Genomic DNA, 21032 nt, shown 5'->3' with positions numbered 1-21032 from the left:
CCCACAATTTTGATAAACCGCTCTCCACGTCCATGCGTGGTTCTGTGATATACAGATGTCTAGCCGTTGGAATGGTTTCTGCCATCGCGCTTCTGTCCTCGCAGGCATTTGCCCAGGCGACCGGAGAATCCGGCGAAACTGCTATGACCTTTGGCGACATCATCGTTACAGCGCAAAAGCGTGAGCAGAAGCTGCAGGATGTCGGCCTTTCAATCACCGCTTTGGGTGGCGATATGCTGCAGTCGATGGGTGTGCGAGAGAGCGTCGACGTGGTCGCTCAGGTGCCCAACGTGCAGAATATTTCGGTTTATGGTCCTGGCATGAATCCGAACTTTTCCATTCGCGGTGTGTCGCTTCCCGATTTCAACGACTTCACCGAATCCTCGGTTTCGACCTATAATGACGAAATCTATTTGGTGGCCAACGGCGCTGGCAGCTTCCCGGCGTTCGACCTTAACCGCGTGGAGGTTTTGCGCGGCCCGCAGGGTACCCTGTTCGGCCGGAATACCACCGGCGGAATTGTGCATTTTATCAGCAACAAGCCGACTTCCAATGAGCTGTTGATCGACGCAGAAGCCGAATATGGCCGCTTTGAGTCCCGCCGCTTCACTGGGGTAATCAACGCCCCCTTGGGCGATGGCATCGCCGTCCGGTTTGCCGGCATCTATCAGAACAACGATCCTTGGATCAAAAATGATTTTGGACAGCCGGATTCAGGGGCGGTCGAGACATATGCCGTTCGCAGCCAACTCGGTTTCGATAACGGTGGCCCCTTCAAGGCGATAGCCAAGTTCGAATATGGTCATGCCGAAGGGCCCGCCAGTTGTTACCACCATGTCCAATCTTTCCGCGATCCGGTGACTGGTCTCGCTGAAACGCCAGCTCCAAGCAACAAGCTGAATCCCTGGAGGCGTTGCAACAACAACACCGTGCAGGAGCTGATCGGTGCCAGCTCCTACAATGGCGCGCTCAATATGAGCTATGATTTCGGTGATGTAACGCTGACTTCCGTTACCGGCTTCAATCATTATGGCCGTGACAGCATTGAGGATTATACATTCGGTCCCTATGACGGTCAGGCCCGCTATCAGTCGCGGAGCGAGCATTATTCGCAGGAACTGCGTCTTTCCAAGACCGGGCCGACAACGGACTGGACGATGGGGCTTTATTATCTTCATCAAAATGGTTCGATCCATTATGCGGCACCCGTTTTTGCAGCCGATCTGGGTGGAGGATTGGCTGGTCCGCCATTCTTCGTTGCCGATGCGCAAGGAACGCTTCAGCTTCGCTCTTACGGCCTGTTCGGCAACCTTGAACATCATCTGACAGACCAGTTATCGGTTGCGGTCGGCGCCCGTTGGACCAAGGACAACAAGCATTTCCAGCAAGATCTTTTCTATAATTTCACGGACGATAACCTCACCGATTTCTGGCCTGATAATCCCTTCGGATCTAGCGTCACTGGTGTGTTCGCGTCGAACATCTTTACCGATGCGGCTGTCGGTGATTTGACCAGGCTGAAGAAGGGCAGCCTCTCAGCGAAGGCACAGTTGAACTACAAGCCGACCGATAATAGCCTTGTTTATGCTTCGGTCAGCAGGGGCACGAAAGGCGCCGGTTTCAACAACGGCTTCATTGAAATCAGTGCAGCGCCGAGCGCCGTGCCCTATAAGGCGGAACTTGCCTATGTGTATGAAGCTGGTGTCAAGACCGATCTTCTGGACCGCAAGCTGACTCTGAACGGGTCGGTCTTCTACTATGACTACAAGAATTACCACGCCTTCGGTTTCGGGGTTATTGGTGGGTTCATCACCAACAAGAAGGCCCGCCTCTATGGCGCTGAGCTGGAGCTTTCGGCACGTCCTTTCGACGGGCTGATGGCGAATATCGGCCTGGGTCTGCTCGACTCGACCATTTACGACGTCACCACGCCGGCTCCGTCCAATGTGACCTATCATACGCGCGAAATGGCTTTGGCGCCGGCGTGGAGCTTGAATGGTCTTGTGCGCTATGAATTCGGTCTGGGAAGCGGCACGATGGCGGTCCAGGGCGATTTCAAGGCGACGTCCAAATATCAGACGGATATTCTTAACAATCCGGCGACCGTCATCCCCTCTTATGAGGTGTTTAACGGTCGTATCGAATATCGCGGTCCAGGTGACAGCTATCGCATCGCGCTGTTCTGCAAGAATTTGCTCAACAGCAAATATCGCGTCAGCGCTTTTGACCTGACGACATCCTTCAGCACGGTGAACGAGCAGTTCGCGCCGCCGCGCTGGTGGGGCATCTCGATCGGATACAAGTTCCGTCAATGATGCCGGGTCCGGAGCGTTACGCCTCCAGATAGCTAAAAATTCCGGGGACTCCACGGCGCACGTCCTTTGTGTTGCGCGGGCCTGACAAATGTTGGGGAGGCGCCGGCCCGCAAGGAACGGCGTTGACCGATGTAAGGGAGAATATGAAATGCAGCTCAGTCGCGAAGACATGTTGCGGGCTTACCGCTTGATGCGGATTATCCGCGAGTTCGAGGAACGGGTGTTCATAGAGTTCGAGAATGGCAACGTGCCCGGCTTTGTCCATCTATGCTATGGTCAGGAAGCGACGGCCGTCGCCACGGGCATGAACCTGACCGATCGCGACAAGCTGAGCATTACCCATCGTGGCCACGGACACTCGATCGCCAAGGGTTGCGACATCAATTCCATGATGCAGGAACTCTATGGCAAGAGCACGGGCCTTTGCGGCGGCAAGGGTGGGTCGATGCACATCGCTGATCTTTCGCGCGGAATGCTCGGAGCTAACGGCATCGTCGGTGGGACCGCGCCGCTGGCGGTCGGCGCGGCGCTGACAATCAAGACGCGCGGCGAAGACGGCGTTTCAGTTTGTTCCATGGGCGATGGCGCCTCGAACCAGGGGCTGGTCTTCGAAGCGTTGAATATGGCCGTGGTTCTGCAACTGCCGGTCATCTTCCTTTACGAGAATAATGGATGGGGCGAGGGTACGTCGCACGATTATGCGGTGGGGTCCAAGGACATTGCCGGCCGTGCCGGTGCGTTTGGCCTGCCACACGTAAAGGTAGACGGAACGGACTTTTTCGCCATGCATGATGCGATGAGGGAAGCCGTCGAGCGCGGCCGGACTGGTGGCGGCCCATCGGTCGTCGAATCCGTCAACCGTCGTTTCGGGGGGCATTTTGTGGGTGATCCGATGCTATACCGCACCCCAGATGAGCGTGAACATACGCGGGAGTTCATGGACCCGATCAAGATCTTTCGGAAGAAGGTGCTCGACGCGAAACTGCTGGAGGAAGCGCAGCTCGACGAGATCGACAGGGAAGCCGTGAAGACGATCGAGGACGCTGCGGACAGCGCAGCGGCGGCAGCGTTCCCCGACCCCAAAGAACTCGAGACTGACGTCTACGTATCTTATTACTGAAGGAGTAGGCAGACATGCCAACCAAATCTTACCGTGAGGCGATCAATGAAGCGATCGACCACGAGATGGCGCGCGATGAGAATGTCATCGTCATCGGCGAGGATGTGTCAGGTGGCGCGGGCTGCGAAGGCCCCGATGCGGAAGACGCCTATGGTGGCGTTCTGGGCGTCACCAAGGGTCTGGTGGGCAAATATGGCCGCCGACGCGTCATCGACACGCCGATTACCGAAAGCGCCATCATGGGCACCGCCGCGGGTGCGGCGCTGACAGGCTTGCGCCCGGTGGCCGAAATGATGTTCGTCGACTTCCTGGGTGTGTGTTTCGACATGATCTATAATCAGGCGGCGAAGTTCCGGTACATGTTCGGCGGAACGGCTCGCACTCCGCTCGTCGTTCGCGCGATGATCGGCGGTGGCTTCCGCGCGGCGGCCCAGCACAGCCAGACGCTGCATCCGATGTTCACCATGGTGCCGGGTTTGAAGGTCGTGATGCCGTCCAACCCCTATGATGCGAAGGGCCTCATGATCCAGGCGATCCGTGACGATGATCCGGTCATCTTCCTGGAGCACAAGGCGATGTACGACATGACCGGGGAAGTTCCGGACGAACCATATGTCATTCCCTTTGGTGAAGCCGCGGTAACCCGTGACGGAACCGACGTGACTATCGTGGCCTTCTCCATGATGGCCAAACGCGCCGCCAAGGCAGCGGACGTGCTGGCCAAGGACGGGATTTCCGTCGAGGTTATCGACCCGCGGACCACCAGTCCGTTGGACGTCGACACCATCCTTGAAAGCGTGGAAAAGACCGGACGCCTCGTGGTGGTCGATGAAAGCCCCCCGCGGTGTTCCATGGCCGCCGACATTGCGGCATTGGTGGCGGAGCATGCCTTCCATGATTTGAAGGCGCCGATCGCGACTGTGACAGCCCCGCATACACCAGTGCCTTTCTCTCCGTCGCTGGAGGATCTCTACATGCCTTCGGTCGACAAGGTTATTGCTGCTGTCAAAAAGGTGATGAAATGAGCCTTCACGCTATATTGGTTCCGAAATGGGGCCTTGCCATGGAAGAGGGGACGATTGCAAAATGGCAAGTCCAGCCTGGCGCGGAGATCAGGCCAGGCATGGAAGTCGTCGACATCGAAACGAGCAAGATCGCCAATGTTTTGGAAGCCACGGTATCGGGTACGTTGCGTGTGCTGACGGCGGACGAAGGCGAAGTTAAGCGTGTCGGCAATCTGATCGCCGTCGTTTCCGATGCCGATGAGGATGACGCCGCCGTAGAGGCGTTCATTGCCGAATATAAGAACCGCGAAGCCCTGGAGGCAGCCAACACTGTTGCTGCACCGGAACCGGAAACCGTTGATGCCGGAGGCAAGCGTATCCGTTTTATGAAGGTTGCGTCGGCTTCGGAAGATGCCGAAACCCCGATGGTTCTACTCCATGGCTTTGGCGGGGATTACGCGAACTGGATGTTCAATCAGGCTGATCTGGCGGGGACGCGTGATACCTATGCGGTCGATCTGCTCGGCCATGGCGGTTCTTCGAAGGATGTCGGTGACGGCACGCTCGATACGCTTGCCGATACCGTTTTGGCTTGGGCGGATGCGGTTGGCCTCGACTCTTTCCATGTCGTCGGCCACTCGATGGGTTCGGCGGTTGCTCAGTTGGTGGCGTTGAAGGCGCCAGGCCGCGTCAAATCGCTGGCTCTGCTTTGTCCGCCGGCATTTGCGCAGGCGCTGAATCAAGACTATATTGAGGGCTTCGTTTCAGCGCAACGTCGCAAGGCCATTCAGCCTTTCGTGGAGATGTTGTTCGCTGATCCTGCTCTGGTGACTCGCGAAATGCTTGACGACCTTATCGCTGCCAAGCGCGTCGATGGGGCGAACGACGCGTTGCGTAAAATAGCGGAGAATGGCTTGAGCGATGCCGCACTGGCTGACCTGCGCAGCAAAGTCCTGGGCATAACGGCTCCTACACTGGTTGTTTTCGGTGCAAAGGACCAGATCGTCACCGGCAGCAATGTCGACGGATTCGGCGGTAAAGTCAAAATTCTTCCGAGCTCGGGGCACATGCCGCATCTCGAAGATGCCGCTGCAGTCAACATATTGGTTGCCGACTTTTTGGTGGATTAGGCAAGCGGTCGCCAAGATACCAGGCTGCTCCCCCTTTTTAGCCTGAAGGAAACATGTGCTGGAGAATGACGTGGTTCCTCCTGGAGCGATATTCGCCCTCTTCCTTGAGGATGTCCGGAATCTGGTGACGGATTGCTTGAGGCCCGCCGAAACGCAGGTCGAGGAGCAGGATGAAGTCCCGCAGCATCTTGTGGACAAGATGCGCAATCTCGGGCTTTTCGGCTTATCGATCCCGACGGAATATGGCGGACTCAACTTCAACATGGAGCAGGAAGCCCACATCTTGTTCGAAATGGGAAAGACGTCGCCCTCGTTCCGGGCGACTTTCGGCACGAATGTGGGGATCGGCAGCCAGGGTCTCATTTTGGCGGGGACCGACGAGCAAAGGAGCTATTGGTTGCCAAGGATCGCCCGAGGCGAAATCCTGACCAGCTTTGCCTTGACCGAAGCTGAAGCTGGATCGGATCCTGGCAATGTCAAGACCCGAGCTGTTCGGGAAGCGGATGTTTATCGGCTGAACGGGACCAAGATCTATATTACCAACGCCGACAAGGCAGGTCTTTTCACGGTGATGGCCCGGACCAGCGACGCGCCGGGCACCCGCGGCATCTCGGCCTTCCTCGTGCCGCGCGATTTACCGGGCGTGCGGGTGGGCGCGCCCGCGAAGAAAATGGGCCAGCGTGGTACGGCCATTGCCAACGTTCATTTCGAGGATGCCAGGGTTCCTGCGGCAAATCTGCTTGGGAAGGAGGGGGAGGGTTTCAAGATCGCGATGCGGATATTGGACCGCAGCCGCCTGCATATTGCGGCGCTGTGCGTGGGTATCGCGGAGCGGCTGATCGTCGACAGCGTCACGCATGCGGCGAGCAGACATCAATTCGGAAAGCCGCTTGCCGAGCATCAAATGGTCCAGGCGATGATCGCGGATTCCAAGACAGAAACCTTGGCTGCGCGTGCGCTCGTTCTGGAGACCGCGCGTCAGCGCGATGCGGACGTGGACGTGACGCTGGAGTCGTCCGCGGCGAAGCTGTTCGCTTCCGAAATGGTGGGGCGCGTCGCGGACCGTGCAGTGCAGATTCACGGCGGGGCGGGCTATATCGCCGGGCCGGGGATCGAGCGCTTCTATCGCGATGTCCGGCCTCTTCGCATCTATGAGGGCACCAGTCAGATTCAGCAGATCGTGATCGCGCGGGAAACGGTGAAGCGCGGTAAATGATGATTTGATACGGGGAAACAAAGTGAGTGAGTCGAATATCCTGTCCCTGACAATCGATGGTGGCATTGCCGTGATCAGCGTCAATGCCCCGCCGGTAAATGCGCTATCTTTCGCGGTTCGCCAGGGATTGTGGCAGGCTTTTGAAACGGCATTCGCGGACGATAATGTCCAGGCGATCATCCTCATCTGCGAAGGCCGCACCTTTTTTGCCGGGGCCGATATTTCCGAATTTGGCAAGGTGATGCAGGAACCCAGCCTGGTTGATTTACTCTGCAAAATCGAGAACGCACCCAAAGCGGTGATCGCCGCCATCCACGGCACGGCCCTGGGAGGAGGCCTGGAAACCGCTCTGGTGTGCCATTATCGCGTGATCGATCAGTCGGCGAAACTTGGACTGCCCGAAGTCAAGCTTGGCCTCCTGCCGGGCGCGGGGGGGACACAGCGGCTTCCGCGGCTTGTCGGTGCCGCCCGGTCGCTGGAAATGGTGACGAGCGGGTTGCCCATCAGCGCGAAAGCCGCGCTGGTCGCTGGGCTGGTCGATGAACTGGCGCCTGCCGGAAGGCTGCGCGAGGTAGCGGTTGCATTTGCCGGAAAAGTCATGGCCGAAAATTGGCCGCTCCGGCGCGTGCGGGATTTGCACGTCGAAGGTGTGACGCCCGAACTCTTCTCCGAGTTCCGAAAGGCAAATGGGAAGAAATTCCGCGGGTTTGAGGCGCCGGAAGCTAATATTCAGGCTATAGAGGCGGCATCCAGTCTTTCCTTCGACGAAGGCATGAAGCTTGAACGCCGGCTGTTTGAGGAATTGCGGACAGGCACGCAGTCTAAAGCGCAACGCCACATTTTCTTTGCCGAGCGGGAAGCCGCCAAGATTGCGGGCTTGTCGTCGAATATCCAGCCACGCCCCATTGCGAAGGTCGGGGTCATCGGCGCCGGTACGATGGGTAGTGGCATCGCCATGAATTTCCTGTCCGCGGGTATTCCGGTGACCATCGTCGAGACGGCGCAACATGCGCTCGATCGGGGTATGACCATAATCCGCGACAATTATGAGGCGAGTGCGAGGAAAGGACGGATCACGGCGGAAGCCCTCAATGCCAGCATGGCCCGGCTGGACCCGGCGCTCGACCTTGGAAAGCTGGCCGACTGCGACTTGGTGATCGAGGCGGTCTACGAGAATATGGATGTAAAGTGCGATATTTTCGGTAAGCTCGACAGCATTTGCAAGCCATCCGCGATCCTTGCCAGCAATACCAGCTATCTCGACCTCGATGAAATCGCGGCAGCGACTTCACGACCGGAATCGGTCGTGGGTCTCCATTTCTTCTCGCCCGCCAATGTCATGCGGCTTCTGGAGGTCGTACGCGGCGCAAAGACTGATCCCGCCGTACTTGCAACGGCAATGAAGCTTGCGAAGACGATCGACAAGGTGGCCGTGGTTTCCGGCGTCTGTCATGGCTTTATCGGCAACCGCATGTTGGCGCAGCGGCGGCGTCAGGCGGATAGGTTGATATTGGAAGGCGCGATGCCGTGGGATGTCGATCGCGTGAATTATGAGTTCGGCATGCCGATGGGGCCATTCCAGATCAGCGATCTTGCTGGACTGGATCTCGGGTGGAGCAAGGAAAGCTCCAGGGGCGAGACTATCCGCGAGCGTTTGTGCGAGATTGACCGGCGTGGACAGAAGACCCACGCGGGCTTCTACGACTATGACGAGAAATGCCGGCCGACGCCCTCTCCGGTGGTCGAGGAGATGATCCTGATGATGTCGGCACAGCAGGGCATAAAGCGGCGCGCGGTCAGCGACGAGGAGATATTGGAGCGCTGCGTCTATCCGATGATCAACGAGGGCGCAAAAATCCTGGACGAAGGCATTGCCCTTCGCGCATCCGACATCGATGTCGTGTGGGTCCATGGTTATGGCTGGCCGGCCTATCGCGGTGGGCCGATGTTTTTTGGGGACACGGTCGGCCTGGAGAAGATTCGCAACCGCCTTTCCCACTATGCCGCGATCCATGGTGAGGACTTTCAGCCGTCTAAGCTGCTCTGTAACCTTGCCGACAGGGGTAAGGAGTTCTGCCAGCTCTGAAGCGGACACAGGTTAAGAAGGGACTGATGAAACATCGGCTTTCATTTGCGGCTGACGATCTGGCTGCTATGCCGATCAAGGCTTGCTCGAAGCGTTCCATAGCTTGACGTGCGCCATTTGTCATGGGCGGGCCACAACCGCTTTGTTGCGCAAGGCAATGATGAAGAACATGATCATCGCTGGCGGTTCGTCAATCCGGCGGCGAGGTCATCGCGTCAGGAGCCGGATGCCGCGCACTGGTGATTATGCGCGTCGGCGTCGTCGGGGACGCTGTCGCGATCGAATGGGTTCAAACTTTGTGTGGAGGAATGTCGCGCAAGGACAAAAAGCTGACGTTTGGCGGCAGGGCGGGCCGGTCGATTGCGGTCTTAATATCGGCGCGCGCAATGATGTGAATAATCGCTACAACTCGATACCGAGAGAGGACGAACCATGCAGGTGGCAGAGAAATCCGCGACAGTGACGGGAGCTTATAATTTCCTGGTTCGCCGCGACGATCTATCAAGTGCCATGGTGGCGGGTGCTGAGATTCCGCAATTGCAGCCTGGTCAGGCGCTCTTGCGGATCGAGCGTTATGCAATGACCGGGAACACGCTGAGCTATGCGGCATCTGCGGATCAACTTGGCTTCTGGGAATTTTTCCCTGCACCCGATGGCTGGGGGCGGGTGCCGAGCTGGGGCTATGCCGAAGTCGTTGAAAGCCTTCACCCGGAGTTCAAGGCCGGCGAACGCATTTTCGGCTATATGCCGATGTCGAGTCATCTGGTCATCACCGTGAGCGCACCTTCCGCCAAAACCGTATCGGACGGCTCGCGGCACCGGGCGCATTTGCCGGCGGTTTACAATCTCTACCATCGCGATCCTTTGCGGAACGAAGACCAGCGCAATCGCCGGTCGCTGCTGGAGCCGGTCTTCCTCATGTCGTTTGTCATGGATGACGACATAAAGGAGCATGGCGAATATGGTGCAAAGTCGATCCTCATCATCAGCGCTTCGAGCAAAACCTCTCTCGGCCTTGCCTATCTTCTGAAGCGGAGGAATGCAGGGGAAGTGGTTGGCCTTACCGGCGCGGCAAATGTCGAGTTCACCCGGTCGACTGGCTTTTACGACAGAGTCGTTTCCTATGATGAGATCGGTGCGTTGGCGGCGCTGGAATCCGTGGTTTCGGTCGACATGTCCGGCAATGAGGATATTCTGCGACAGGTTCACGAAGTGCTTGGCGACAAGCTCAAGCGCAGCTTTCTGGTTGGCATAACGCATTGGGGCGGCCGGATGCTGTCGGCGGTTCCTGGCGACGTGGCGGAGGGTGAAGAGGCCGCCTCCATGCCCGGACCGAAACCGCAATTCGCCTTTGGACCGGACTATGTCCGTGACCGTGTCGGAGCATGGGGACAGGAAGTGTTCCAGGAGCGTGTCGACCGGGCTTCGACAGACTTCGTGGCCGGCAGCAGCCAGTGGATGGATGTTGCCTATGTCGATGGCGCAGAAGCTACCTTGGCGACATATGGCAAGCTGGTCGCGGGTAAAATTCATCCTTCTCAGGGCATGATTGTTCGCCCTTGAAAGAGAAGGCATCCGGGTGGGTGGCCAGTCTGGCTCCTTCCCATATGGTCACTGAAATTGAAGGAGGACGTTATTTCTGGGAACTATGATGTCGTCATCCTGGGGTCCGGCCCGGGTGGGTATGTCGCGGCGATCCGCTGCGCCCAGCTCGGCCTGCACACGGCTATTGTCGAGCGCGAAAATCTCGGCGGCATCTGCCTGAACTGGGGCTGTATCCCGACCAAGGCACTGCTGCGATCCGCCGAAGTCTATAACATCATGAAGCACGCGGCGGACTATGGCCTGGCCGCCAAGGACATCACGGCGGATCTCGACGAGGTGGTGAATCGCTCGCGCGGGGTCGCGGACCGGTTGAGTCGGGGTGTTTCCTTCCTGATGAAGAAGAACCGCATTGCCGTGCACATGGGCGAGGGGCGGCTGGTCGCTCCCGGCGAGATCGAGGTGAAAAGCGACCAAGGATCGAATATACTGAAGGCGGAGCATGTCATTGTGGCGACCGGCGCGCGCGCGCGGGGCCTTCCTTCCGCACAGGCGGACGGCCACCGGGTCTGGACTTATCGCCATGCCTTAACGCCAGGCGAAATGCCCGAAGATCTGCTTGTGATCGGATCAGGTGCGATCGGTATTGAGTTTGCCAGCTTCTACAACGACATGGGCGCGAACGTTACGGTCGTTGAGATGATGGACCGCATCATGCCCCTTGAGGATGTCGACATTTCTGATTTCCTTGAAAAGGCGCTCGAGAAACAGGGCGTCACTGTTATGACCGGAGCGCGCGTCGAGGCGCTGGACGTCGACGAAGAGGGCGTCTTTGCGAAGATCAAGGACAGGGAAGGGAAGGTCAAGGAAACCGAATTCAGTCATGTCATCGTCGCGATTGGAATCCTGCCCAATACGGAGAATATCGGGTTGGAGGAGCTTGGCGTAAAAATCGACCGCGGGATCATCGAGGTCGATGGTTTCGGGCGGACAAATATTCCTGGCATATGGGCTATTGGCGATGTTACCGCAGGGCCATGGTTGGCGCACAAGGCGAGCCATGAAGGTGTGATTGCCGCCGAAATGATCGCATATGAGCTGGAGGCGGAAGCGGAAGCGCCCCATGCGATGGACAAGCGCAACATCCCGAGCTGCACCTATTGTCATCCGCAGGTCGCATCGGTCGGACTGACCGAAGCCAAGGCGAGGGAAGACGGCTATTCCATAAGGGTCGGCACCTTCCCCTTCGCTGGAAATGGCAAGGCCATCGCACTTGGCCAGGCAGAAGGCTTCATCAAGACAGTGGTGGACGTCGAGACGGGCGAGCTGCTGGGCGCCCATATGGTGGGCGCGGAAGTTACCGAACTGATCCACGGCTATGTGATTGGAAGAGAGTTGGGCGCAACCGACAGGAAACTGGCTGCAACGATTTTCCCGCACCCGACCCTATCGGAAATGCTGCATGAAAGCTTGCTCGCCTCCAACGGAAGAGCGCTCCATGTGTGATTCATGAATGACATCACATCGTTGATAACGGGATGAGGGGACCCGTCGACCGATACGGTGCTTCGCGACATTCAGGATCTTGTTGAAAAGGATCTATTTGAGCAGCACAAGTTCTTCGGCCATGCTTGGATGCAATGCGACGGTATCGTCGAAATCCTGCTTCGTGAGTCCCGCCCTGACAGCGACTGCCGCTGCCTGGAGAATTTCCGGCGCATCGGGGCCAATCATGTGAAGGCCCAGCACTTTGTCCGTTACCGGATCGGTGATCATCTTGTAGAGTGCGCGTTCATTGCGATTTGCCAGCACGTTCTTCATCGGCCGGAAGTCGGACATGTAGACCTTCACGGCGCCATATTGCTCTCGCGCTTGACTTTCGGTCAGGCCGACGCCCGCGAGTGGTGGGTGGCTGAATACGGCCGATGGGATGAAGGCATAGTCAACCGTGCGCGGATTGCCGCCGAACAGCGAGTCAGCGAAGGCATGACCCTCACGGATTGCGACAGGCGTCAGTTGAATCCAGTTGGTAACGTCGCCAACAGCGTAGATGCTGTCGACGCTCGATTTGTTGTACTCGTCAACGATGATCGCGCCTTGATCGTCAAGGGCAACCTCGACCAGTTCCAGCCCAACTTCGCTGCTGCGCCGTGCGGGGTACCACCGTTTGACGGCGCCTGCCGAAAAAAATCAGAAAGCAGTGACCAAAAGGTCGCGACAGAGTGTCCATATTGCTCATGGGGTGACCGTGCCAAACGGACGTTTCATGATCCGTAAGGTTTCATGTGCACCGAAGACCCGGTTCTGCCGTTATTCGAAACCAACCTGAGACCGAGTATCACGCGCCACCGGCTCGACTTGCTCGAGATCGGCGGCATGGTCAGGGAACTGAAGCGCCACGGAGCGGTGCGAACTCGATCTGTTCCTCAAGACTCGGTAGTCTTCCACTGTGGAGTTGGTCCCCTTGATAAAGGAACTGCTGATCGTCTCCAGACGGGTCAGGACTCGGCCGATATGAGAAGGTCATCAAACGACTGGGTCAGATCATCAACCTCCGCGACACCCCTATCGCCGCAGCATAGCGATAAGCAAACAGCTTGCATATCCTGCACCGATTCACGGTGGTGAGGGAACTGTGAGTCAGGCTTGACTATTGATCCGGCACGTTGATAGTTAGGCGGCATATTTGCAACGGGGGTCCCTGAAGAAAGCGCAGACTTTTTCTGGAGAATTCGCGAGGCCAGTCATATGCTTTTGCGCAGCGGCTTTGAGTTTGGCCTTGGTTTTTTCCGGCACGGTGGTGCTGATGGCATGCTTCAGGCTGGCATTGAGCCGCTCGTCCGGGTTCAATTCGGGCGAGTAGCTGGGGAGATAGAAGATCTCGATTTTTTCCTTGCGCGTTTCGAGCCATGCTTTGACCAGTTTTGAGTGGTGGGCCCGAAGATTGTCGAGGATCAGGAATATCTTGCGATCAGCGTCCTTGATCAGGGCTTCGAGAAACTCGATCAGCCGTTCGGCGCCAAAGTTCTCCTCGATGATCATCCAACGCGTCTTGCCCTGATTGGTGACCGTTGAGATCATCGACAACTTGGCACGGCTCCCAGGCGCGTAGGCCACTGGAGTTTCTCCCTTTGGAGCATAAGATCGACCGCGCACGTCCGTGTTGACGACAGCGGTCTCGTCCCCCCAGTGGATTTCGCCGTCCTCGGCCTTTGCCCGCTTTTCGATCGCAGGATAACTTGTCTCCAGCCAGGCCTTCACGGCCTGAGGGTTTTGCTCATAGGCGCGACGGATCGGCTTTTGCGGTGTGAACCCCCACCGCTTGAGATAATTCCCAACCGCCCTCATAGGATCTTTTTATCCGGCGCGCTCGGCAAGGCCGGCCTGCTGTGCGCAAAGAAATGAGCGACCGCAGTCATGCCTTGTCGGTGACGCGACAAGCGAAGATCCTGGGTATCAGCCGCAGCAGTTTCTATTACCAGTCCTGCGGGGTATCGGCAGGGGATCTGGTGATCATGCGCCGGATTGACGCCCTGCATCTCGAGCATCCGTTTGCGGGCAGCAGGATGCTGCGCGATCTGTTGCGTGGTGAAGGCTTCGAGATTGGGCGAGACGCGGTTCGCACGATGATGAAGCGCATGGGCGTGGAAGCGATTTATCGGCGCCCGAACACATCCAAGCCGGCAACAGGTCACCGGATTTACCCGTATCTGTTGCGTAACCTCGTGGTCGATCGGCCGAACCAGGTTTGGGCGATGGACATTACGTACATCCCCATGGCGCGCGGCTTTGTCTATCTCGCCGCCGTCGTGGACTGGTTCACCCGCCGCGTGTTGTCGTGGCGTTTGTCGATCACGATGGATACCGCCTTCTGCCTGGAGGCCGTCGAGGAGGCCATCGCGCGTTACGGCAAGCCCGATATTTTCAACACCGATCAAGGCAGCCAATTCACCAGCAGCGACTTCACCGAGTTGCTCAAGAGCCACAAGATCGAAATCAGCATGGATGGCAAAGGCGCTTGGCGCGACAATGTCTTCGTTGAGCGGCTCTGGCGCTCGGTCAAATACGAAGAGGTTTATCTCCGGGCATACGATACAGTCAGCGCAGAGCGGGCTTCGCTCGCCGCTTATTTCATCTTCTACAATGGCAACGGCCTCATTCTTCCCATCAGGGACGAACGCCCGATCAGGTCTATTTCGGACCCGAACCGATGGCTCTGGCCGCATGAATTTTTCGCCGCCGGTCTGGCTTCGGCACCCATACGAGGATAGGCCAGTGGCTCACTTATAACGACTGATCCGCTGTCCAGGAGAAACCGACCACCTCAATCAATATGTATATACAGTTGACATATCCCAGGCATGTCATAAATTGGGATATACGCAAGGTGTATCCCGGGAGAATGTTGTGGAACAAGGATCAGTATTTCAGAGCAATCGTAGCCAAGCAGTGAGGCTGCCCAAGGCGGTCGCCCTTCCCGATGAGGTGAAGCGCGTCGATGTGATCGCCTTGGGCCGGGTTCGCATCATCACCCCTGCGGGCGAGGCTTGGGACAGCTGGTTTGATGGAGAAGGTGTGACGGCCGATTTCATGTCGGAGCGTGAGCAGCCGGCCCATCAGGAGCGAGAGGCTTTCTGATGCTCAAGTTCATGCTTGACACAAATATCTGCATTTTCACGATCAAGAACAGGCCTCAAGAAGTGCGCGTAGCATTCAAGCGGCACCACGGCCAGATGTGCATCAGCTCCATCACCCTGATGGAATTGATCTATGGTGCGGAGAAGTCTGGCAATCCCGAGCGCAATCTTGCAGACGTGGAAGGCTTCGCCGCACGTCTCGATGTGCTCGACTACGGCCGGGAAGCAGCTGCGCACACTGGCCAGCTTCGTGCGGAGCTCGCACGTGCTGGCACACCGATTGGTCCGTATGACCAAATGATCGCCGGCCATGCGCGATCGTGCGGACTGATAGTCGTCACCAACAATCTGCGGGAGTTCGATCGCGTGCCCGGATTGCGGGCTGAAGACTGGGTGTCGGGGTCAGAGTGAAGTCCCAATCCTGCATGGTAGCTATGCCATCGCTTAAGCTTCGTTGAAATGCTGCTGACGGCAAAGAGGTAGATCCCCTGTGCCAGACTAGCCAGTAGGTATTCCGGGTAGAGCAGGAATGAACTGCTTCTCATAAGCCGCGTTCCCGGAAGCCGTCGCCATTCCATTACCGACCCAAGCGCTCGGCATCGTGCTTCGGGGCAGCCCAAATTCGATGAGCAGACCAAAAAGCCTTAATATGAACCGCCAGGGAGGCTCCATATTAAAGCTTATGAAGTAGGCGTTCACAGTCGAACCGACAAAAAGGGGAGGGGGAGAGGAAGCATAAGCCGGAGGTAAGCTTATGCCACTCGTCGCCAAACAACCCACACAGGAACTCATCGACCTCGTTCACGCCCTGCGCGGGCACTGGTCCGGGTGGAGAGCCATGTGCCTATGCCCCGCTCATGATGACAGCAGTCCGAGCCTTTCGCTGCGCCAGGGCGAACGCGGCATTATCGTCCACTGTTTTGCCGGTTGCTCGGCTGAGAATGTGCTGCGCGAACTGCAACGGGTCCGGATTTTCGAGCGCGGCCGACCACCTGAGGCGAAAATGTCCGCCCTCTCAGGCAATCCTTCTCGCCTCTGGGCTGAAGCCCTCGATGTTCGCGACACCCTGGCAGCGACCTATTGCGGCATCCGCAACTTCCATGTTCTGCCACCCGACATCCGGTATCATCCACGCTGCCCCTATCGCCCGAGGCCGCATACCGTCTATCTGCCCGCGCTGCTTGTCGCAGTCCGGGAGGGTCGGCGGCTGACCGCAGTGCAACGGATTTTCCTCGACCCAAAGACCGGATGCTACACCCACAAGCGCATGATCGGCGTGCCAGCGAGAGGCGCATGGCAGGGCAGCCGCGTTTCCGATACCCTTGCTATTGCCGAGGGCTTCGAAACCGCCTGGGCCTATACCCTCCTTCACGACATCCCGTGTTGGGCAAGCCTGGGAGCCGATCGACTTGACCAGTTGCTCATCCCCGACACCGTAGAGAAGCTCATCCTCGCCGAGGATAATGACGGTCCAGGCCTCCTGGCAGGGAATAAGGCCGAGGAACGTTATCGCCGACCAGGCCTCCAGATAGTGCGCCACCCTCCCGCACCACCGTTCGACGACTGGGCCAATATCCTGGCGCACCGCGTGCGTTTGAGTATCGCCGAAGATGTCCGCGACCGCTGACCCAGGGCAAGAGGGGAGGGGGATCGAAGGGGTGGAGCTGCCGATCGGAGCAGCCAAACCCCGGAGATTCCCAGATGACCGACCTTTTCGAAGCGGCCGCGCGTCCTTTCACCTTAGCAGCCGAGCAGATCCGCCAGTCCTTAGCTGGAAGTGACCCTGTTGCGAGAGCCCACATCAACGCCGCCATGATCGCAGCCTTCGGCGGCAGCGATGCCGATGGCCGCTGGACGCAGCGCGACAGTTTCGAGGCTCTCGAACATGCGCTGGCGCTTCACCTGCGGGCGACGCCTATCGGACTGCTGCACACAGCAGACATCCAACGCGCGATAGATCTCGCCAATCGCCTGCCCACACAAACCGTTCGAAGCGAGGAACAGATTGAATGGCAGCAATTTTCGACGCCCATCGACATTGCCGCACTGGCCGTCCTTCTCGGCAATGTCCAACCGGAGGACCATATCCTCGAACCGAGCGCCGGTAACGGACTGTTGATCGCCCACTGTGGTCCGCACACTTCCCTCCACCTCAATGAAATCGACGAGCGCCGCCGCAACCGCCTCGCCGCTGCATTTCCCGAGGCCGTGATCACCGGCCATGACGGCGCGGCGCTTAATTCAACCCTCTCACATCTTCCGCGTCCCACCCTGGTGCTGATGAATCCGCCCTTCGCCCGATCGCTCGGTCGCGGTGCGGATGACTTTGCCGCTGTACGCCATTTGCAGGCAGCCTTGCGGCGGCTCGAACAGGGCGGCCGTCTGGTCGCGATCATGCCGGACTGGTTCGGTCCCACCGCGCGGATGCGCGACACATTCGAAACCACGCTGCGCGACGTCAGCGTGCTGACCTCGCTGCGGCTGGAAAAATGCTACACCAAGCATGGCACCTCGATCGCGGTCCGCCTGTTCGTCATCGACAAGGTGCCTGGTGGAACGATCCCGGCCACTATCTCGCGAACCAGCCTTACCGACTTCCTCGACTGCGTCACCGTCCACCCCCGCGCACAGGCGAGAGCTCCGTCAGCACTGCCTACATCCAAACGCGGCTCGAGCATTTCCCTCTTTCGTGCAGTCAAAAGCAGCCGACCAGCGCCGCGCACATGGCATGCGCCGGTCAAAAACGAGGTTCTGCCAGTCGAATATGACGCGCTGCAAATTCCTGCGCCGCTGCTCGACCAGGTCGGCATCTATCTTCCCTATCGACCAAGCCGGATCGTCTTTTCCAAAGCAGGCGAGCATCCGACCGCGCTGGTGGAATCGATCGCCATGGGCTCGATCCCGGCACCGATCCCGACTTATGTGCCCCACCTGCCGGACCGGACCGTCATCGAGCGCCTGCTCTCCGCCTCCCAGCTCGAAACGGTGGTCTATGCCGGACATGCCTGGTCGCAGGATCTTGCCGGCCGCTTTGTCCCCAGCAAGGAGGGCGTCGGCCTCGACATCTCGCCCGATGGCGCTGCCTATCGGAAGGGCTTCTTCTTAGGGGACGGCACTGGGGCGGGGAAGGGGCGTCAGGTCGCCGCCTGCATTCTCGACAATTGGCTGCAAGGCCGCCGCCGCAATATCTGGGTGACGAAGAACGAACCCCTGCTCGAAGATGCGCGCCGGGACTGGACCGCGCTTGGAGGCGTCGCCGCCGATATCCAGCCGGTCAACAACTGGAAGATCAACGAACCCATCACGCTTCAGGATGGAGTTCTGTTCGTCACCTATCCGACGCTGCGCTCGATGCGCGGCGATCACAGCCGATTGCAGCAGATTATCGATTGGGCGGGCGTTGATTTCGAAGGTGTCATCGCGTTCGACGAAGCCCATGAAATGGGCGGCGTTGCAGGCGGGGAGGGCGCCCTTGGCGCAAAGTCAGGCTCCCAACAGGGCATTTGCGGCGTTCGCTTGCAAAATCATCTTCCGCGCGCGCGCGTCCTCTATGCCTCCGCCACTGGCGCGTCCGAGATCAATAATCTCGCCTATGCCGTGCGCCTGGGCCTCTGGGGACCAGAGACATCCTTTGCCGATCGCGAGCAGTTCATCAGCGAAATCCGCACCGGCGGGATCGCGGCCATGGAACTGGTGGCGCGCGACCTCAAAGCCATGGGTCTCTACCACGCCCGCGCGCTCAGTTTTGCCGGCGTCGAATATGAGATCCTCAAGCACGAACTGACGCCCGCGCAGATCGAGATCTACGACACTTACTCTGAGGCCTGGTCCGTGATTCATCGGAACATGGAGCGTGCTCTTGAAGCAACCAATGTCGTCGATGCCCTGGAAAACGCGACACTCAACAGTGGAGCAAAGGCCGCCGCGCGGTCACGCCTGCAATCAACGGTACAGAGATTCTTCGGCCAGGTTCTCCTGGCCATGAAATTGCCGACCGTCATTGCTGCCGTCGAAGCCCATCTGCAACTGGGACAGTCTGTCGTCCTCCAACTGGTCACGACGGCTGAATCCATCCTCAACCGTCGCCTCGATGCATTGGCTCCCGACCAACGGGCGATGCTGGAGATTGATCTCAGTCCCGTCGATTACATGCTGGACTATCTGGAGCGCGCTTTCCCGACGCGCCAGATGCGCGTTTTCACGGACGACACCGGCCATGTGCGATCCGAGCCCATGTCCGACGAGGCCGGGAACCCGGTTTACAATCCGGAAGCCGAAGCGGCCCGAGCCTCGATGATCGAGCATATCTGCGCCCTGCCGCCTATCATGTCGGCGCTGGATGGGCTGCTGGAGCATTTCGGCCATGACAATGTCGCCGAGGTCACCGGCCGAACCAGACGTCTAGTGTCCGACAGTTCGGGTGCGCAGAAGCTGGAGACCCGCTCCCTCCGATCGTCCCAGGCAGACGTCGCAGCCTTCATGGCGGGCCGCAAGCGTATCCTGATCTTCTCTGACGCCGGCGGCACCGGTCGCTCCTATCATGCGTCGCTCGATGCGGTGAACCAGGAGCAGCGCGTCCATTTCCTTCTGGAACCGGGCTGGCGCGCCGATCGGGCAATCCAGGGCCTGGGTCGAACCCATCGCACGCACCAGGCGAGTTCCCCGCTGTTCCGACCGGTCACCACCAACTGCAAGGGCGAATTGCGCTTCACCAGCACGATCGCGCGGCGGCTCGACAGCCTCGGCGCGCTGACGCGGGGACAGCGGCAGACCGGCGGCCAAAATATGTTCGACCCGGCCGACAATCTCGAAAGCGAATATGCCTGCGCTGCGCTCAACAGCTGGTTCCATCTTCTGGTCGACGGCAAGCTCAGCAGCGTGACACTTTCCGAGTTCGAAGAGCGAACCGGACTTGAGCTACTCGACAACGACGCGGTGCTGAAAGACGAACTTCCGCCGATCCAGCGCTGGCTCAATCGGCTGCTGGCTTTGCCCATCCACCTCCAGAACCAGATTTTCGAGGAATTTCTCTCGCTGGTGGAAACGCGCATTTCCGCCGCTCGTGAGGCCGGAAGGCTCGATATCGGGGTCGAGACCATCATGGTGGAGGACGCAACCATCATCGATGACACATTGCTGCGCACCGATCCGGTCAGCGGCGCAACCTCCCATCTGCTGACCATCGAGATCGGGCGCCGCCGGCATCCGGTTTCTCTCGAACGCATCCTGCGGATCGCCGAGGCCGACCCGTCAGCACAGTATATGATCAACGGCAAATCCGGGAAGGTCGCGCTCCTGGTCCATGCCCGCTCGCTGATGGGAGAGGAAGACGGGGCGCCGATCCCGCGCGTCGAGCTCATGCGGCCGATCCGCAATGAATATCATCGTGAGGCGGATATGTTCGAAACGGCCTGGAAACCGATCGAACAGGAGGAATTTGGCGAGAAATGGGCTGCCGAGGCCCAGGAGGTGGCGGACACCCTCGAGCGCGAGACCATCCGCCAGGCGACAGGCTTGCTGCTGCCGATCTGGTCGGCGCTGCCGAGCGACCATCTGGCCGTCAACTGGATCGCAACCGCCGATGGGCGATCCTGGCTCGGGCGTCTCGTCTACGACGAGCATGTCGCCCATCTCTACACCAAGCTGGGTGTCGCCAAGGCAGAGACGTTGCCTGCCGACCAGATCGCCCAGTCAGCGCTGTCGGGCCGCAGCATCGATCTGACCCGACCATTCCCGATGACGGTCAAGCGCGCGATCGTTAACGGGAAGCCGCGCATCGAACTGGTCGGTTGCCCTGCGGCGCAACTGCCCTGGCTCAAATCGCTTGGCGCATTTACCGAGATCATCGGTTTTCGCACGCGCGCCTTTCTTCCAGTGACGGAGGCCGAAGCAATCATTGGACGGCTGATCGACGGATAGTAACCAGATTGTCCGGACCTGCGAGACTGACCAATTTGCTCCCTTCGAGGAACTGGCCGGCTC

General features: G+C 58.8%; 12 protein-coding genes and 3 pseudogenes. 13 read left to right on the top strand and 2 right to left on the bottom strand.

What is annotated here, in order from left to right; all coding sequences use genetic code 11:
* Nucleotides 1-71: 71 nt before the first annotated feature.
* The 8 genes from HUK72_RS25690 (at nucleotide 72) to lpdA (ending at nucleotide 11919) form a co-directional block, all read left to right on the top strand.
* Nucleotides 72-2315: a TonB-dependent receptor gene (locus HUK72_RS25690; protein ID WP_218036294.1), complete on the top strand. Its 2244-nt coding sequence runs from the start codon at nucleotides 72-74 to the stop codon at nucleotides 2313-2315.
* Between the two features lie 148 nt (nucleotides 2316-2463).
* Nucleotides 2464-3435, top strand: coding sequence for a thiamine pyrophosphate-dependent dehydrogenase E1 component subunit alpha (locus HUK72_RS25685; protein ID WP_176599307.1), 972 nt, complete (start codon nucleotides 2464-2466; stop codon nucleotides 3433-3435).
* Nucleotides 3436-3449: 14 nt separating this feature from the next.
* A complete protein-coding gene (locus HUK72_RS25680; RefSeq protein ID WP_176599306.1) occupies nucleotides 3450-4460 on the top strand; it encodes an alpha-ketoacid dehydrogenase subunit beta in 1011 nt (336 codons plus the stop codon).
* Complete coding sequence (locus tag HUK72_RS25675) at nucleotides 4457-5569, top strand: acetoin dehydrogenase dihydrolipoyllysine-residue acetyltransferase subunit (RefSeq protein ID WP_176599305.1); 1113 nt, start codon at nucleotides 4457-4459, stop codon at nucleotides 5567-5569. Before HUK72_RS25680 ends, HUK72_RS25675 begins: the two co-directional genes overlap by 4 nt.
* Before the next feature lie 70 nt (nucleotides 5570-5639).
* Nucleotides 5640-6785 carry an acyl-CoA dehydrogenase family protein gene (locus tag HUK72_RS25670; protein ID WP_176599304.1) on the top strand — a complete coding sequence of 382 codons (1146 nt, stop codon included), beginning with the start codon at nucleotides 5640-5642 and terminating at the stop codon, nucleotides 6783-6785.
* 22 nt (nucleotides 6786-6807) lie between these two features.
* Nucleotides 6808-8871, top strand: coding sequence for a 3-hydroxyacyl-CoA dehydrogenase NAD-binding domain-containing protein (locus HUK72_RS25665; RefSeq protein ID WP_176599303.1), 2064 nt, complete (start codon nucleotides 6808-6810; stop codon nucleotides 8869-8871).
* Nucleotides 8872-9303: 432 nt separating this feature from the next.
* A complete protein-coding gene (locus HUK72_RS25660) occupies nucleotides 9304-10434 on the top strand; it encodes a DUF2855 family protein (protein WP_176599302.1) in 1131 nt (376 codons plus the stop codon).
* Between the two features lie 72 nt (nucleotides 10435-10506).
* Complete coding sequence (gene lpdA / locus HUK72_RS25655; protein ID WP_176599477.1) at nucleotides 10507-11919, top strand: dihydrolipoyl dehydrogenase; 1413 nt, start codon at nucleotides 10507-10509, stop codon at nucleotides 11917-11919.
* A 93-nt stretch (nucleotides 11920-12012) separates the two neighbouring features.
* On the opposite strand, the pseudogene HUK72_RS25650 reads toward lpdA, so the two are convergent.
* Nucleotides 12013-12519 (bottom strand): annotated as a pseudogene (locus HUK72_RS25650) (FAD-dependent oxidoreductase); the annotation flags it as partial.
* 567 nt (nucleotides 12520-13086) lie between these two features.
* A pseudogene (locus HUK72_RS25645) lies at nucleotides 13087-13761 on the bottom strand (IS630 family transposase); the annotation flags it as partial.
* A gap of 2 nt (nucleotides 13762-13763) precedes the next feature.
* On the opposite strand from HUK72_RS25645, the pseudogene HUK72_RS25640 reads away from it, so the two are divergent.
* From HUK72_RS25640 to HUK72_RS25620, 5 genes and pseudogenes are all read left to right on the top strand, one after another.
* Nucleotides 13764-14641 (top strand): annotated as a pseudogene (locus HUK72_RS25640) (IS3 family transposase); the annotation flags it as partial.
* Between the two features lie 179 nt (nucleotides 14642-14820).
* Nucleotides 14821-15051 carry an antitoxin gene (gene vapB, locus HUK72_RS25635; RefSeq protein WP_176599301.1) on the top strand — a complete coding sequence of 77 codons (231 nt, stop codon included), beginning with the start codon at nucleotides 14821-14823 and terminating at the stop codon, nucleotides 15049-15051.
* Entirely contained in the window at nucleotides 15051-15461 is a 411-nt protein-coding gene (vapC, locus tag HUK72_RS25630; RefSeq protein ID WP_176599300.1) for a tRNA(fMet)-specific endonuclease VapC, read from the top strand. The genes vapB and vapC overlap by 1 nt, the downstream gene beginning before the upstream one ends.
* Before the next feature lie 343 nt (nucleotides 15462-15804).
* Entirely contained in the window at nucleotides 15805-16677 is an 873-nt protein-coding gene (locus tag HUK72_RS25625) for a toprim domain-containing protein (RefSeq protein ID WP_176599299.1), read from the top strand.
* 74 nt (nucleotides 16678-16751) lie between these two features.
* The gene (locus HUK72_RS25620) at nucleotides 16752-20969 is read left to right on the top strand and encodes a strawberry notch-like NTP hydrolase domain-containing protein (RefSeq protein WP_176599298.1); all 4218 of its coding nucleotides are present in this window, start codon (nucleotides 16752-16754) and stop codon (nucleotides 20967-20969) included.
* Nucleotides 20970-21032: the final 63 nt, after the last annotated feature.

Source organism: Sphingobium sp. 15-1 (assembly GCF_013375535.1).
GTDB classification, from domain to species: Bacteria; Pseudomonadota; Alphaproteobacteria; order Sphingomonadales; family Sphingomonadaceae; genus Sphingobium; species Sphingobium aromaticivastans.
The sequence above is the reverse complement of the archived record's forward strand: the minus strand, read 5'-3'. Positions and strand labels throughout refer to the sequence as shown.